The sequence below is a fragment of the [Eubacterium] eligens ATCC 27750 genome (genome assembly GCF_000146185.1).
Taxonomy (GTDB): Bacteria; Bacillota; Clostridia; order Lachnospirales; family Lachnospiraceae; genus Lachnospira; species Lachnospira eligens.
The window spans coordinates 1,736,761-1,752,831 of the sequence record NC_012778.1; the positions used below are offsets into that span (position 1 = coordinate 1,736,761).

12 protein-coding genes are annotated in these 16,071 nt (G+C 38.7%); 2 read left to right on the forward strand and 10 right to left on the reverse strand.

What is annotated here, in order from left to right:
* Positions 1–331: 331 nt before the first annotated feature.
* The 4 genes from EUBELI_RS13680 to EUBELI_RS08085 form a co-directional block, all read right to left on the reverse strand.
* Positions 332–1,333: a cell wall hydrolase gene (locus EUBELI_RS13680; protein ID WP_012739902.1), complete on the reverse strand. Its 1,002-nt coding sequence runs from the start codon at positions 1,331–1,333 to the stop codon at positions 332–334.
* 202 nt (positions 1,334–1,535) lie between these two features.
* Positions 1,536–2,330, reverse strand: a complete 795-nt coding sequence (locus EUBELI_RS08075) for a TrmH family RNA methyltransferase (RefSeq protein WP_041688243.1) — start codon at positions 2,328–2,330, stop codon at positions 1,536–1,538.
* A 25-nt stretch (positions 2,331–2,355) separates the two neighbouring features.
* Complete coding sequence (pfkA, locus tag EUBELI_RS08080; RefSeq protein WP_012739904.1) at positions 2,356–3,330, reverse strand: 6-phosphofructokinase; 975 nt, start codon at positions 3,328–3,330, stop codon at positions 2,356–2,358.
* 106 nt (positions 3,331–3,436) lie between these two features.
* Entirely contained in the window at positions 3,437–7,003 is a 3,567-nt protein-coding gene (locus EUBELI_RS08085; RefSeq protein ID WP_012739905.1) for a DNA polymerase III subunit alpha, read from the reverse strand.
* Positions 7,004–7,104: 101 nt separating this feature from the next.
* Between EUBELI_RS08085 and EUBELI_RS08090 the strand changes: the two genes are divergently transcribed.
* The gene (locus EUBELI_RS08090) at positions 7,105–7,875 is read left to right on the forward strand and encodes a PilZ domain-containing protein (RefSeq protein ID WP_012739906.1); all 771 of its coding nucleotides are present in this window, start codon (positions 7,105–7,107) and stop codon (positions 7,873–7,875) included.
* 32 nt (positions 7,876–7,907) lie between these two features.
* On the opposite strand, the gene ftsH is transcribed toward EUBELI_RS08090, so the two are convergent.
* Entirely contained in the window at positions 7,908–10,019 is a 2,112-nt protein-coding gene (gene ftsH, locus EUBELI_RS08095) for an ATP-dependent zinc metalloprotease FtsH (protein ID WP_081458321.1), read from the reverse strand.
* A gap of 226 nt (positions 10,020–10,245) precedes the next feature.
* Between ftsH and EUBELI_RS08100 the strand changes: the two genes are divergently transcribed.
* Positions 10,246–11,859, forward strand: a complete 1,614-nt coding sequence (locus EUBELI_RS08100) for a CTP synthase (protein ID WP_041688244.1) — start codon at positions 10,246–10,248, stop codon at positions 11,857–11,859.
* Positions 11,860–11,945: 86 nt separating this feature from the next.
* On the opposite strand, the gene EUBELI_RS08105 is transcribed toward EUBELI_RS08100, so the two are convergent.
* The 5 genes from EUBELI_RS08105 to EUBELI_RS08125 form a co-directional block, all read right to left on the reverse strand.
* Positions 11,946–12,335 carry a BlaI/MecI/CopY family transcriptional regulator gene (locus EUBELI_RS08105; protein ID WP_012739909.1) on the reverse strand — a complete coding sequence of 130 codons (390 nt, stop codon included), beginning with the start codon at positions 12,333–12,335 and terminating at the stop codon, positions 11,946–11,948.
* Between the two features lie 97 nt (positions 12,336–12,432).
* Positions 12,433–13,119, reverse strand: coding sequence for a 4'-phosphopantetheinyl transferase family protein (locus EUBELI_RS13685; RefSeq protein WP_049777960.1), 687 nt, complete (start codon positions 13,117–13,119; stop codon positions 12,433–12,435).
* A 13-nt stretch (positions 13,120–13,132) separates the two neighbouring features.
* Positions 13,133–13,714, reverse strand: a complete 582-nt coding sequence (locus tag EUBELI_RS08115; protein WP_012739911.1) for a potassium channel family protein — start codon at positions 13,712–13,714, stop codon at positions 13,133–13,135.
* An 11-nt stretch (positions 13,715–13,725) separates the two neighbouring features.
* A complete protein-coding gene (locus EUBELI_RS08120; RefSeq protein WP_012739912.1) occupies positions 13,726–14,775 on the reverse strand; it encodes a hypothetical protein in 1,050 nt (349 codons plus the stop codon).
* Positions 14,775–16,055, reverse strand: coding sequence for an ABC transporter permease (locus EUBELI_RS08125; protein WP_012739913.1), 1,281 nt, complete (start codon positions 16,053–16,055; stop codon positions 14,775–14,777). Before EUBELI_RS08125 ends, EUBELI_RS08120 begins: the two co-directional genes overlap by 1 nt.
* Positions 16,056–16,071 lie beyond the last annotated feature (16 nt).

The window sequence follows — 16,071 nt, forward strand, 5'->3', positions numbered from 1 at the left end:
CGCAATTATAGTCCTTCGTCAAATGCGTTGTTTAATTTGTGTAGTTGCAAGACGGTCGGTTGTGAGAGATAGCAGATAGCTTCCGTTAAACTTCCGTCCGCCTATAAAAAAGGTGGTGTGGCTTTTCTGACTGCAAACTATGCACATAATAAAAGCATTGAGCAAAGTCACTACCTAAGTGTACGCGCGTCCACGGACGGACGCGCGAGCTGTCTCGCACACGGATGTGCGTTGACAGCGTAACGAGAACTTAAACAGCCTTCCACGCTCAATGCTTATTATTATGTAGCGTAGTTTGTACGGAAGAAAACCACACCACCTTTTTTATCCCTTAATGGAATATATGATCTCCAATTATTACAAAATCTGAATAGTTGTTAACATCTACAGTATATAATGCCCTGAATGATGTATAACCACCTATATTATTAACGCCTGATAATGCTTCAAGTGCTGCCTGCATGCATTCTGTGTTTCTTGGACCATTTGCAAGTCTTGCTGCAAATCTGTCTGATGGATTACCAGCGCCATCTGATACACCAGAGAACTGTGATCTCTGATAAACAACACCCGAAACTGTACCCGGATAATGTCCGCTTCTTACTCTATTAAGAATAACATTTGCAACAGCGAGCTTTCCTGCATATGGCTGATATGCAGCCTCCCAGTCTATGATACATGCCATAAGCCATATATCATCATCTGATACGCTCATAGTTGGGTTATATGTTATATCTGTTCCTGATATTGTATTAGCAATTATCTTCTGTCGTCTTGCTTCCTCTGCTGCAGCTGCCGCTCTTGCAGCTTCTGCCTCTGCCTCAAGTCTTGCTTCTTCTGCAAGTCTTGCAGCCTCTTCTTCTGCTTCAATAGCTTCAATCTCTGCCATTGTATATCCTGCAAGAAGATTATCTGTTCCAATCTGTTCTGCTATAGCCTCTGCTTCTTCTCCAAAACATAAGCACTGTGTCTGTACATAACCTTCGCAGTTTCCTGAACTAACTTTAGTCCATTCCTTTCCGACCATATCAACATCTACAAGTGTGTTAGTATATAATCTTCCCACAACCTGTGCTGTCTCTTCGTCAGAAGTGTCATAAACATCAAGATAAGGATCAGTAATTGCTACTGCCTTGTTCTTGTATGTTCCTGTTTCTTCATACCCAGTCACAAGAACCTCTTCTGTATTAGCTGAATAAGATGCAACCTTAATTCCCGTGTCAGTATTCTGTGTTTTCTCATAGGTAGTTGCCACTGCTGGAAGAACCGGTGTCATAAATAACACAATTGCAGCTCCCACATAGCAAGCAGCTTTGCTACTTCTAAGTTTCATATTATACTTCCCTTTCCGGCGGCTTATTTAGCTTCGCCTGTAAATTGTTACAGAAATGTTACAATTTATTACGGAAATATAATAGCAAAGTTACAGTAATTTGTCAAATATGTTAAAACCCGCTCTATGAGCGGGTTTGCGGGTTTGTTTATTAAATTCATTTTGCAAAATATAGTATATGACCATATATATAGTTGGTTATCTACACACTTCTCTGTCTGACAGCTTCGTATGTAAGAATTGTACATGCTATTGCCGCGTTAAGAGATTCAACCTCTCCCTGCATCGGAATTCTTATAAGTGTATCTGCCTGCTTAGTGATATCCTCTGTAAGTCCATTCCCCTCATTGCCTATTAGAAATGCGGTTCCTTCCCTGTAATCTTCACCAAGATATGTATTCTTTCCGTCAAGATGTGCAGCATATACCTTAATTCCGGCATTCTTACACTGTGAAACTGCATCGCTAAAATCCTGCACATAAACAAATGGCACTCTGAATATAGAACCCATTGTTGACCTTATTGTCTTAGGATTATATATATCCACAGTATTAGAGCTCATAATAACTCCGGTAACGCCTGCACCTTCACCCATCCTTAATATAGTTCCCAGATTACCCGGATCCTGAAGATTCTCAACAAGAATCAGCAACGGATTGTCGGTAAGCATATCTGAAATACTGCTGTCCTTCATTCTTACAACCGCCATAATCCCCTGTGGTGTCTGTGTCTGTGACATTCTGTCAAATACATTATCGGCGACAATCTCAATACTGTCAGAAGAAATCCCCTGCTTCTTAACCAGCTCATGCACATACTCAGGATTGTTACTATGAAATCTTTCAGACATATATATCTTCACCAGCAAATCTGCCGGCACCTCAGATACCATACGGACTCCCTCTACAACATATTCTTTATTCTTCTTTCTTTCCCTGGCCTTAGAAAGCAATGATATAACATGCTTTACCTGTGAACTGCTCGTACTGGTTATCATTATGAGGTTACCTTTCTGCCATGCATTACTTAGAAAGTAATGCACTTATATTAAATTCATAATCATTAATATCCTTAGTCATGGCAAGTGCTTCATCAATATCATAATCAACAAACTTACCATCCCTGTATGCTACAAGTCTGTTACTCTTTCCTTCAGCAAGAAGGTCAACAGCATAAGCACCCATAATAGACGCATACATTCTGTCCTTACATGTTGGTGAACCACCACGCTGCATGTATCCTAAAATAGTAGCTCTTGTCTCAATACCTGTTGCAGCTTCAATTCTTCTTGCCATTCCTGTAGAATGTCCGATACCTTCAGCATTAATAATAAGATGGTGTTTCTTGCCCTTCTTTCTTCCTTCTATAATATGATTAATAAGAGCCTGCTCATCATTATCATATCTTTCAGGAAGAAGGATATCCTCTGCACCATTGGCAATACCACACCACAATGCAATATATCCTGCATTTCTTCCCATAACCTCGATAATACTGCATCTTTCATGTGATGTAGATGTATCTCTTATCTTATCAATAGCTTCCATTGCTGTATTAACAGCAGTATCAAATCCAATAGTATAATCTGTACATGCAATATCAAGATCAATTGTTCCCGGAAGTCCGATAGTATTAATTCCCTGTGCTGCAAGCTTCTGTGCACCTCTGAAAGAACCATCTCCACCGATTACAACTATACCGTCAATTCCATGCTTTCTGCATACTTCAGCACCTCTCTTCTGACCTTCTTCAGTCATGAATTCCATGCATCGTGCTGTATAGAGGACTGTTCCACCACGCTGGATAATATCAGCAACGCTTCGCTTGTCCATATCAATTATCTCATCATTAAGAAGTCCGTTATAGCCCTTCTGAATACCCTTGACCTTAAGTCCCTTATTCAAAGCAGTTCTTACAACTGCACGGATAGCAGCATTCATGCCTGGAGCATCTCCACCACTTGTTAATACGCCGATTGTTTTAATTTCCTTTGCCATAACTTCCCCTTTCTTATCTCTTAATATTATTTTCTGTTTTATGTTACCACATTATAAAAGAAAAATCTTCTTTTTTTGATAATTTTTTACCAATGTTAATTAAAATTTATGTTGTAGCAACATTTTTCTCACCATATTTACTCTTAAGAATATAAAGCAGGTCTGATGTCACCTTCACGCACTGACTCTGAGGAAGCACTATTCTCTGTTTTTCTGCCACACAATATATTGTGACTGTGTCTTTACCGTCCGATTCTTTGAAAATATCAGCAAGCTCATCCCTGTGTGTCTCATACTCAGCAAGACTGTCAAACCTAAGCCACAATCTTCTTGGAACACTGTCAAAGCTCACAACACTGTCTGCCATAAGTCTTGCTGGTTTATCGGCATCTGCCTGTATTCTTCCTGTAATAAATACTTTGTTGGTCGTATCAAAAAATCTTTTATATTTTTCATAATTTCTTGGAAACATAATTACCTCAACGCTTCCAACAAAATCTTCTATTGTAAGGTACGCCATCTGCTGTCCTGAACCGGTAGTAATAACCTTAATATTACTTATAAGACCACCTATTGTCTGCTTTGAGCCGTTCATAAGCTTTGCCTGTCCGGTTTCCTCATCAATAAGAAAATCTGTACTTCTCGCAGAAATATGCTTCTCCCACATACCAGTATATTCATCCAGCGGATGTCCTGTTACATATACACCGAGAACTTCTTTTTCCCGTTCAAGCAGATCCTCCTTTTCAAACTCCTGAATATCAGGAACTCTCATTTCAAGACTCTGTTTATCCTCTTCACTTGCGAAATCAAATAGTGACATTTGTCCTGAAATAGCATCTTTATTCTGCTTAACAGCACTATCAATCATTCTCTCATAGACATTCATCATGCCCCGTCTTGTATTACCAAATGTGTCAAATGCACCTGCAAGTATAAGATGTTCCACTGTTCTCTTATTAATTACCCCTGCCATCCTTGTAATAAAATCCTGCATGGAGTGAAAATCGCCATTATTGGTTCTTTCTTCAATAATCGCAGTAATTGTAGGTCTTCCCATACTCTTTACCGCATTAAATCCAAACCTTATATTCTTACCTTCAACACCGAAATCAGCAACTGATTTATTGACATCAACAGGAAGAATACTAATTCCCATCTCTCTAGCTGCAAGAATATATTCTGCGACCTTACTTGTTTTATCAGTTACACTTGATATCAGCCATGCCATATACTGTACAGGAAAATGTACTTTCAGATATGCTGTCTGGTATGCCACAACCGCATAGCATGCCGCATGTGATTTGTTAAATGCGTATTTTGCAAAATCCATCATCTCATCATATATCTTATTGGCAGTCTGTTCACTTATGCCATTCTTAATACAGCCTGGTACTCCGTTAGCCTCATTACCATATACGAAATTCTGACGTTCCTGCTCCATTACATCAAGCTTTTTCTTAGCCATTGCTCTTCGCACATTATCACTACCGCCCCACGAATATCCGGCAAGGTCACGGACAATCTGCATAACCTGCTCCTGATAAACCATACAGCCATATGTCGGCTCTAAGATTGGCTCTAACTGCGGGCATTCATAGGTTATGTTTCCCGCGTTCTCTTTTCCTTTAATATACTGTGGTATGAAATCCATTGGTCCCGGTCTGTAAAGCGATATACCGGCAATTAAATCCTCTAAACAATCCGGTTTTAACTCTTTCATGAAGTTTTTCATTCCGCCACTCTCTAACTGGAATATACCTGCACATTTGCCCTGACTTATACATTCAAATACAGCCTTATCGTTATATGGTATATTATCCACCGAAAATGCAGGGTCAATCTGCTGTTCACATTTTTCAGTCTGTTGGATTACAGTTAAGTTTCTAAGACCTAAAAAGTCGAATTTTAACAATCCCAGATGCTCCAGAGTAGGCCCCTCAAACTGAGTAACCTTGACATTATCCGCTCCAACTGCAACCGGAACATACTCTCCAACATCCTTCTGACTGATAAGAACACCTGAGGCATGAACTGAAGCATGCCTTGGCAGTCCTTCAAGTCTCTTTGCTTTATCTATAAGATCTCTCACTGTCTCATCAGCTTCATACAATGCCTTAAACTCAGCATTTGGCTTAATGTCCCTGTCTGCGTCACCATTCATTGCACTGTCAATCGTAACTCCAACCTTCTGTGGTATCATCTTCGCAATGTTATCAACCATCGCATATGGAAGATCCATAACCCTTCCGACATCTTTAATAACAGCTCGTGCTGCCATTGTTCCAAATGTGATTATCTGGCACACACATTCTTTACCATATTTTTCTATAACATAATCAATAACCTTCTGTCTGCCTTCTGGTGCAAAGTCCACGTCAATATCGGGCATGGACACACGCTCAGGATTCAGGAATCGTTCAAATACAAGATTGTATTTAACAGGGTCAAGCGTTGTTATTCCAAGACAGTATGACACAAGACTTCCCGCCGCTGAGCCTCGTCCGGGTCCAACCGGAATATCATGTGTCTTGGCATAATTAATGTAATCCCACACAATCAGGAAATAATCGACATATCCCATTGAATAGATAACTGACAGCTCGTAAGAAAGTCTCTGGAATATATCATTCGAATCCTCTGCCCTTTTTATAACAACATCTTTTCTGTCTGCAACTATTGATGCTTTTGCCTGCTCTATAATATCTTCAATACATATATCTGCGGTCTTGTCCGGATATCTCTTCTTTAATCCCTCATAACATAAAGCATTAAGATACACCCATGAATTTTTTCCATATGCTTCAGGCACATCAAATGCTGGCAGCTTTGTAACTCCGAATTCTATCTCAACATTACATCTTTCTGCTATCTTATGAGTGTTCTCAACTGCTTCCGGTGCGTATTTGAACAATTCCGCCATCTCTTCCTCTGACTTTAAATAGAACTGTCCACCCTCATATCGCATCCTGTTTTCATCAGAAAGCTTCTTACCTGTCTGTATACATAATAATATATCATGTGCATCTACATCATCTGCATAAGTATAATGAACATCATTCGTACATACCAGTTCAATTCCGGTCTCATTATGCATACGCATAAGCTGTGGATTGACATAGTGCTGTTCTGCTATTCCGTGATCCTGTAATTCAAGAAAGAAATTTCCCTTTCCGAATATATCCTGAAGTTCAAGGGCAGCGTCTCTTGCAGTCTCATACATGCCTCTTGACAGATATCTCTGCACCTCACCTGCAAGACACGCACTCGTAGCAATAATTCCCTCGTGATATTCCCTTAACACTTCCTTGTCTACTCTCGGCTTATAGTAAAAGCCTTCTGTAAACCCCTTTGAGACTATCTTCATAAGATTCTGATATCCGGTGTTATTCTCTGCCAGCAATACAAGGTGATTATATTTATCCTCACTCTGTCCTGCGCCTTTATCAAACCTTGACCCCGGCGCTACATACACCTCACAGCCAAGAACAGGCTTGATTCCTGCCTTCTTAGCCGCCTCGTAAAATTCAATAACACCATACATCACACCATGGTCAGTTATTGCAAGGCTGTCCATGCCAAGTTCCTTTGCCCGTTTAGTAATCTCTTTTATCTTACTGGAGCCATCCAGCAATGAATATTCAGTATGCACATGCAAATGTGTAAAACTCATAACATCTCCTCCCTATGTCAAAAAATATAACATATTTTCGTTTATTAATCAGCAATTTTATGATATTCTATATTTAATTATTATTGTAAGGGAGTTGTATTATGTTAATATCTGATATTCCCGTAGGCGGGCCGATTTCAATTGAAATATCCATAGATAATGTCAGCTACGAAATGCCTTCCTCTGTTGTTGCATCCAAGAATGGATACATTCTCATAGCGCCTTTTACATCAAAAGGTGCTGTAATAGATTTTTCTTCTTATAAAGATATTTTATTTAATCTTTATACCATAGACCCGTCAACGCAGAACCGGGTAGTCTGGAAGAATATTAATATAGAAACTATCGGATATAAAGCTTCTGATTTTTCATCAGCATACTATAAAATATCGACTAATGTTTTTGCAAGCATTGCATCAGAATGTGACAGACGCTTCAATCAGCGTATTTCAACGGAAGCTTCTGGAAGTATTACTCTGAATTCCGACAATGAAATTATACCAGTAACTTTAATTGATGTATGTAATAAAGGTTTGTCCTTTTCCATCAACAATAAAACAGCCCCTGACTACAATAATATATACATAACATTTTCTGATATAGCCAATGGAAAACAATTTAATTTTCATTTTAAATGTGTAATAATACGCAGCCAGATATCAGGTGAGCGGTGCATTTGTGGATGTGTTGTACCTGCGCCGTCACGCGAATATCTTACATATGTTTTTCTTAAAAAGATTGAATATAGAATCAACGCCTCTAAAGAACAGGAACAGCAGAACGCTCTTAAAGATGCTGCCTATGTTGCTTCTCAGTCAATCGACAATACTTCATCAGGATTTCACTCACATATATCATCAAAAAGCAGATAAAAAGGGCATATCAAAACGATACGCCCTTTTTATTACTCATCATCTTTAGTTGTATCATCAGATGCATTACTATCTGAATCATCATGCTTTGTAATATTCTTCCATATATCGCTTTCCGGCTCACCACTTACTGTTGATGAATAGCTTCCATCATCATTAAATGTTACGCTTTCTGCCACCTTCTCAGATGTTGAGAATAATGAAGTATCAACAGGTTCAGGTATACCCTTTGCTTCTCTGAATATCTTCATAAATTCCTTACCAGTGATAGTCTCATGGTCGTACAGATATCTTGCAAGCTGATCCATTACATCTCTGTTATCTCTTATAATCTGCTTAGCTTCCTCATAACATGAAGCGATAAGCTTCTTTACCTCGTCATCGACCTCTGCCTCAGTTGCCTGTGCACAGTTCATAGATGCTCTTCCGCTAAGATACTCATCTTCGACTGTTGATAATGCAACTAGTCCGAATCTGTCTGACATACCATATCTTGTAATCATTGTCTTGGCAAGGTTAGTTGCCTTCTTGATATCATCATAAGCACCATTAGTAACTGAACCAAATACAACTTCTTCTGCAGCACGGCCACCAACAAGTGATATAAGGTCTGTCATAAGTTCATCCTTAGTCTCAAGATGCTTCTCTTCCTCTGGGAAGTTAAGCACATAACCAAGCGAACCGTTAGTATGAGGTATAATAGTAATCTTCTGGACCGGATCTGAATTGTTCTTTATAGCTCTTATAAGAGCATGTCCAATCTCATGGTAAGCAACAACCTGCTTTTCCTTCTTGCTAAGAACTCTTTCCTTCTTCTCCTTACCTGCTACAACTGTATCAAAAGCACCAAGAAGATCCTTCTGTGTAACAACATTTCTTCCATTCTTAACTGCCGCAATAGCTGCTTCATTAATGATATTAGCAAGGTCTGAACCTACAAGACCGCTTGTTGCCATCGCAATCTCATCAAAATCAACTGTATCGTCCATAAGTACATCCTTAGAATGTACCTTAAGAGTCTCAATCCTTCCCTTCTTATCAGGTCTGTCGACGGTAATTCTTCTGTCGAGACGACCTGGTCTAAGTAAAGCCTTATCAAGTACCTCCGGTCTGTTAGTTGCTGCAAGAATGAATATTCCCTTAGAAGAATCAAAACCATCCATCTCTGCAAGTAACTGGTTCAATGTCTGCTCACGCTCGTCATTGCCACCGCCATACTTGGAATCTCTGCTCTTACCAATAGCATCAATCTCATCAATAAATATAATACAAGGAGCCTGCTTAGTTGCTTCCTTGAACAAGTCTCTTACTCGTGATGCACCGACACCAACGAACATCTCAACAAAATCAGAACCTGCAAGTGAAAAGAAAGGCACATCTGCCTCACCGGCTACAGCCTTGGCAAGAAGCGTCTTACCTGTTCCCGGAGGTCCTACTAAAAGTGCACCCTTAGGAAGCTTTGCACCAATCTTGGCATATTTCTCAGGGTAATGTAAGAAATCAACAATTTCTGTAAGTGATTCCTTAGCTTCATCCTGACCTGCAACATCCTTGAATGTAACACCTGTCTTTTTCTGGACATATACTTTGGCGTTGCTCTTTCCAACGCCCATTCCACCCATCATTCCACCATTCTTAGCAATTCTTCTATATACAAATGCAAAGATTATATATATGAATAAGAATGGCAGTACATATGCAAGCAGAAATTCTACAATTGAAGAACTTGAATCCGGAATATATCCTTCAAACTCAATACCCTTTCTCTTAAGAAGTGGTACAAGAGTATCATCATTAACATACCCTGTATAATATGTGTATGAAACTCCTGCTATGCCAGACTGTTTCTCCTCTTCAACTGGTGTAATAAGAATTCTGTCCTGCTCTAATGCTACTTTCTTTACCTTATCTTCATCAATCATCTGCATGAACTGGTCGTAGCTTATCTCCTTGTAAGTTGCATTCCTAAACATATTGCTAAGAAGCGTAAGCCCGATAAATGTTACAACTGCCGCTATAATAATGAATATTATAAGGTTAACATTCTTTGGCTTCTTGTTATTATTGTTGTTATTACGATTATTGTTGCGGTTATCGTTATTATTATAACCATTGTCATAACCGTTGTTGTTATAATTATCCATACTCTTCTCCTGATATGATACTGTACTTATCTTAAGCATTTCCAAATAAGTCTGTTTTCATTATAAAGAAGGAAAAAATATAAATCAACCAAAATCTAAGTGTTTAATAAGATGTTTATATTTACTTTATATTCTTAGTTTTTTTCTTTAAACTATGGAAATTTATAATACAGGGCTGTATAATATTGCATATTTTTTTGATTACACATTCAGATTGGAGGAAAAGATGGCTGTTAAATATGTATTTGTAACAGGTGGTGTTGTTTCCGGTTTAGGAAAAGGTATCACTGCCGCATCTTTAGGCAGACTGCTTAAAGCCCGTGGTTTTTCTGTAACCATGCAGAAGTTTGACCCTTATATTAATATTGATCCAGGTACTATGAACCCTATCCAGCACGGAGAAGTTTTCGTAACTGACGATGGTGCTGAGACAGACCTTGACCTTGGTCACTATGAAAGATTTATTGATGAGAGCCTTAATAAGAATTCTAATGTAACTACCGGTAAAGTATACTGGTCAGTATTACAGAAGGAACGCCGTGGAGATTTCGGTGGAGGCACAGTCCAGGTAATCCCTCATATTACTAATGAAATAAAGAGCCGTTTTTTCAGAGATTATTCAACTGATGAAACTAAGATTGCAATTATAGAAGTCGGTGGTACTGTTGGAGATATCGAGAGTCAGCCTTTCCTTGAGGCAATCAGACAATTTCAGCATGAAGTAGGACATGAAAACGCAATTCTTATTCACGTAACACTTATTCCTTATCTTAAGGCATCTGGTGAGATGAAGACTAAGCCTACACAGGCAAGCGTTAAGGAACTCCAGGGAATGGGAATCCGTCCGGATATTCTTGTATGCCGTACAGAGCATCCTCTTGAGGCAGGTATCAAGGATAAGATAGCACTTTTCTGTAATGTACCTAAGTCTCATGTACTTCAGAACTTAGATGTTGAGATTCTTTATGATGCACCTCTTGCAATGGAAGAAGAACATCTTGCACAGGTAGCATGTGAATGTTTACACCTTGACTGTCCAGAACCAGATCTTGATGAATGGAGAGCAATGTGCAAAGCCTGGAAGAATCCTACCAAGAAGGTAACTGTTGCATTAGTCGGTAAATATATCCAGCTTCATGATGCTTATATCAGTGTTGTAGAAGCATTAAAGCATGGTGGTGTATATAATTCATGTGATGTAACTATCAAATGGATTGATTCAGAAACTGTAACTCCTGAAACTGCTGATGAACTTCTCTCTGACGTATCCGGTATATTAGTTCCAGGCGGATTCGGAGACAGAGGTACAGAAGGAAAGATTGAAGCTATCCGTTATGCAAGAGAGCATAATATTCCATTCTTAGGATTGTGCCTGGGAATGCAGCTTTCAATTGTTGAATTTGCAAGAAATGTTATAGGATATGACGACGCACACAGTGTTGAACTTAATCCTAACACAACCCACCCTGTTATACATCTTATGCCAGATCAGGAAGGCATTGATGATATCGGCGGTACATTAAGACTTGGTTCTTATCCTTGTGTACTTGATAAAACAAGTAAGGCTTATGAACTTTATGGTGAAGAGCTTATACATGAACGTCACAGACACAGATATGAAGTAAATAATGATTATAGAAAAGTTCTTACCGAGAACGGTATGATGCTTTCAGGAATATCTCCTGATGGAAGAATTGTTGAGATGATAGAATTAAAGAATCACCCATGGTTTGTTGCCACACAGGCACATCCGGAATTAAAGTCAAGACCTAACCGTCCACATCCATTATTCAGAGGCTTTATAACAGCAGCCCTTGAATATCAGGATAAGAACCATTAATTATATATACACATAATAAAAACATCACCTGACGAATCCGACTTTCGTATCAGGTGATGTTTTTATTGCTTTTGCTTATAAAATTATTACTTATTAAGACCATTAAGAATCTTCTTAATTCTCTTAATTTCATCGTCTTCTAACTTCTGTGATTCACAGATAGAAGCTACCATGTCAACAGCCTTGCCGTTGAACCAGAAATCAGCTTCTTCTTTTAAAAGCTGTCTTCTGTATTCCTCTTCTGAACGAAGCGGATGAATAAAAGCTGACTTTCCCTTACGGTATGTATCAACAAATCTCTTGTCCTTTAACTTACCTACGAAAGTAACAACTGTTGTTCTCGCATATTCCTTACCGTAATCGTCTCTTAACTGATCAATAAGCTCCTGAACAGGAATATCCTGTGGTGCCTCCCATATAAGCTTCATAATTAATGCTTCACATGGACTTAATTCATTAAAATGATTTCTGCTCATAAACCCTCCTTAGGCTTTTCAATAGATATACATGTTCTATATTATACCGCCATTATTAATATTTTTCAACTGTATAATGAATAGTTGGATATGGATTTCACAATTGTATTGCTGATAATCTGAATCCATCAACTTCCTTTTCTACAATAGTGAAATTCTGGGGAAATCCGCACATATACGCCGACATTTTCCCTTTCTCTAATCTATAAACTATTTTACCTAAAATGTCAAGCACACCTTGGCCTGTAGCCTTGCCATATGCCTCTTTAAGTGTCCATATTCTGAAGAATCTTTCGTCACTATCACACTCTTTAATCCATTCTGCTTCTGATATGTCAAAGAAACGTTTTGCCAGATTTTGTCTACCTTCACGGGTTTTTTCAATGTCAATTCCTACCGGTCTGTCGCCTATTACACACGCTACATAATTAGACGAATGTGAGATATTGAAAAAAATTTCACAATTTGATAAAAAATAAGGTTTCCCTTGCGAATTATATGCTATTTCATAATCAAAGTACTGATTATTTGCTTCAATCACAGAAATAATATCCACCGTCTCATATAGAATTTCATCTGTTTTATAATCCTTTTCTCCTTTTTTTATAGACCATTTTCCTACTGCATAATTAAGAAGTAGTCCTGCCGTCACAGTTTGCAGCTTATTTTCACGCATTTTCATCTTATCAGCCTTAACTTTCCTGTATTCCGGAATAAGCGAATAGGCCTTTTCATATAACTTTTCATCTGCTAATGCATCTGTCGTTGTCACAAATATCATCATAATCATTCACCATCTATACGCTTATTGTCTGTGCATCTGCCATATAACGCTTTGAGAACACGAATACTATATCACCTGATTTAATCAATGTCTCACCATTTCTTAACACTGCTGCAAGAATCAGTCCCCTTGGAATGTTAAGCTCACACACCTTCTTTTCATTCCAGTTGTGGTCCTTAGTTATAATAAGCTTGATAAACTTAAGTTCCTTCTCCATAAGGTAATCTGTAGACTTCTTAATAAGGCTGTACTGCTCAACGAAACCTGCAGATAAGATACCTGTTGGAATAGCGACCATTCCGACGCCAAGAAATGTAATGATAATACTGAACATTTTTCCAAGCACTGTCACAGGATAGATATCGCCGTAACCTACTGTAAGAAGTGTCGATACCGACCACCATATTCCTGAAAATGCATTCTTAAACACTTCTGGCTGGTACGTAATCGACTGTTCAAATGTATCAAATATCGCAATGAAAAGGTTGATTATAATTGCAGCAGTTATCGCAATATCAAATGTACGGCTTGCAACATCGCCCGCATAGCCAATCTGGATAATGTCAAATATACGTTTTTTCTTATTATTCACCATATCCCATCCTCCTACTTAAGCATATACCATGGAAGCAGCAATGCTCTTATATATTTTGCAAATGGCACATATGCCGTTATGTTAATGAATACCGGACATAATATAAGACACGCTATAAGAAGCACCGGTATTATTGAAATCATTGCATTGGCACTCCTAACAGGTATTGCCACAAGCCATGCAAATAAAGTAACTGCTATTACATACACAACCATATGAAGTATATCTGCTGCCCCATTAAGCTGTCCTGCCACCGCAAGTGTTAACATTGCTGATACCGCAAAAAGTACACACGATATGAATGCATACAGCGGCTTTCCTGCAACACGGTACATACGAGGCAGTGTTATAAATGTTCCTGAATTCTTATCAAGATAATATTCCACAATTCCAAAAAGTCCACCTATATATACAAGAATTATAAGCAATGCCCTTAATGGAAAATCTCCTGTCTTATCTTCAAGCTGTGTTCCATTATCCTGTACACCATCTAACACCTTAAAATCAATTCTGAATGTGTCATCTCCGGATATGTATTCCTCGTAACCTTTTCTTATCTCTTCCTCTGCCTTTTCTGAATGCTTTTTAAATATGTCTACAGAATCAACATAATTAACTGCAACCTCAGGCGAATATGCCTTAAACATAGCAGAAAAGAATATCTCATCAGTCATTGAGCTGACAAAATCTGACCTGCATATGATAAGCTCTATAATGTCTCTGTAGCTGCCACTGTCAAGCTTATCCTTAAGCCCGGTACCAACTACATAGCCACACTCTGTGTATTTATTCATTATATCCTGCTCAAGCTTTTCCTGCGATTCTGCTTCGTAGAATTGAACTGAATAATTGCCATTCACAAGATAATCTCTTGTCATTATGGCAATCTTATCGTCATCTTCAAGCACTATTCCAACCCTTACAGGCTCTGTATCCTTAAGAGACGCTGTATGCATAATTATTAACGCTGCAACAGGCATTGCAATAAGCACCACGACAATCACAGGATTCTTTAACTGCCTTTTAACAAGCAGATACAGCCAGTATAACAATCTCTTCATTATCTGTCTCTCCTTATCTTAACCGCCAATGCCCCTGCTGCCTGAAATATAATTATCCACAAAACATTTGTCATAATGGTACTGATATCCACAGTTCCCTTGATTATCTGACATGCAAGTGTGAATAAGCCGTTAGTCGGAAGATACATGCCAATAACCCTCACACCCGGCGCAAGAAATGCTGATGAAACAATACATCCGGATGCATACATGCACGCCATTCCAAGGATACACACCGTAATAACTGAATACACCGTGTCGTCAACTACTGAGAATATACAGTTTATAAATGAAACTGCCGCATACACAAGCACCACAATCCCCAGTATGGAAGCAATGAATTCTCCAACTGTCGAAACTGCCAGAACTCCTGATATTGCAGGCACCCCCAGCCTCATTACATTAATTATAATAAAAATCACTTCAAATATCATTATATACACAATGCCAACTCCGGTAGTTCTTGCAATTCCGGTATCAAATGCTGATATTCCCGCACCTTTAAGGCTCTTTGCAAGCGACCTGCTCTCCCCCTTCATATTGCCGGCACATGTTATTGTGCTAAGTAAAAGCAGCATCACAATTGCTGTGCATACATAGAACTGTACTGTACTCAAGCCTTCTTTAACCGATATATCTCTTGTCTTAAAGTATATGCTTCTGTTAAGTGCATACGAAAGATATATGTCATTAAGCTTATTCTCATGTGTTCCCCGCAGTCCCCTGTAATTCTTAAGCACTCCATTGAACAAGTCGTCAAATGTATATATCCCCGCTTCTGCAGTTGCAAGGTCTGAGCCTCCTGCTCTCACCATCTCACGGAATATCATTGATGTATTATTAACGCCCGCTGACGGACACACAACCTCAACAGGTGTATTCTCGCCCGACATAATATCTCTTATCATGTTCTCTGGCACGATAATAGCCATAACATAATAATTATTTCTTAAACCATCTATAGCCTGCTGTCTGTCAGTATATTCAAATGTACAGACATTCTTAATTGTGTCTATCTCACTGACATAATTGAATGCCATCTTAATATATCGAAACTCCTTATTATCATCTGCCGAATCAGAGTTTTCTGTCTCATCATAATCAGGATACACAACAGCAACCTTCATTCTCAGGTCACTGTCCTGTGCCGTTGCAATGCCCACGCATGTACTTATTGCAATCACAAGTACTGCCGTCACTATCGTACCCAGAATTATCTTCGGTATAGATAAAAATGCGGATTTTATCTGCAATTTTAATAATTCCAGTTTTCTTCTCATCTAATCCCCCAATTAA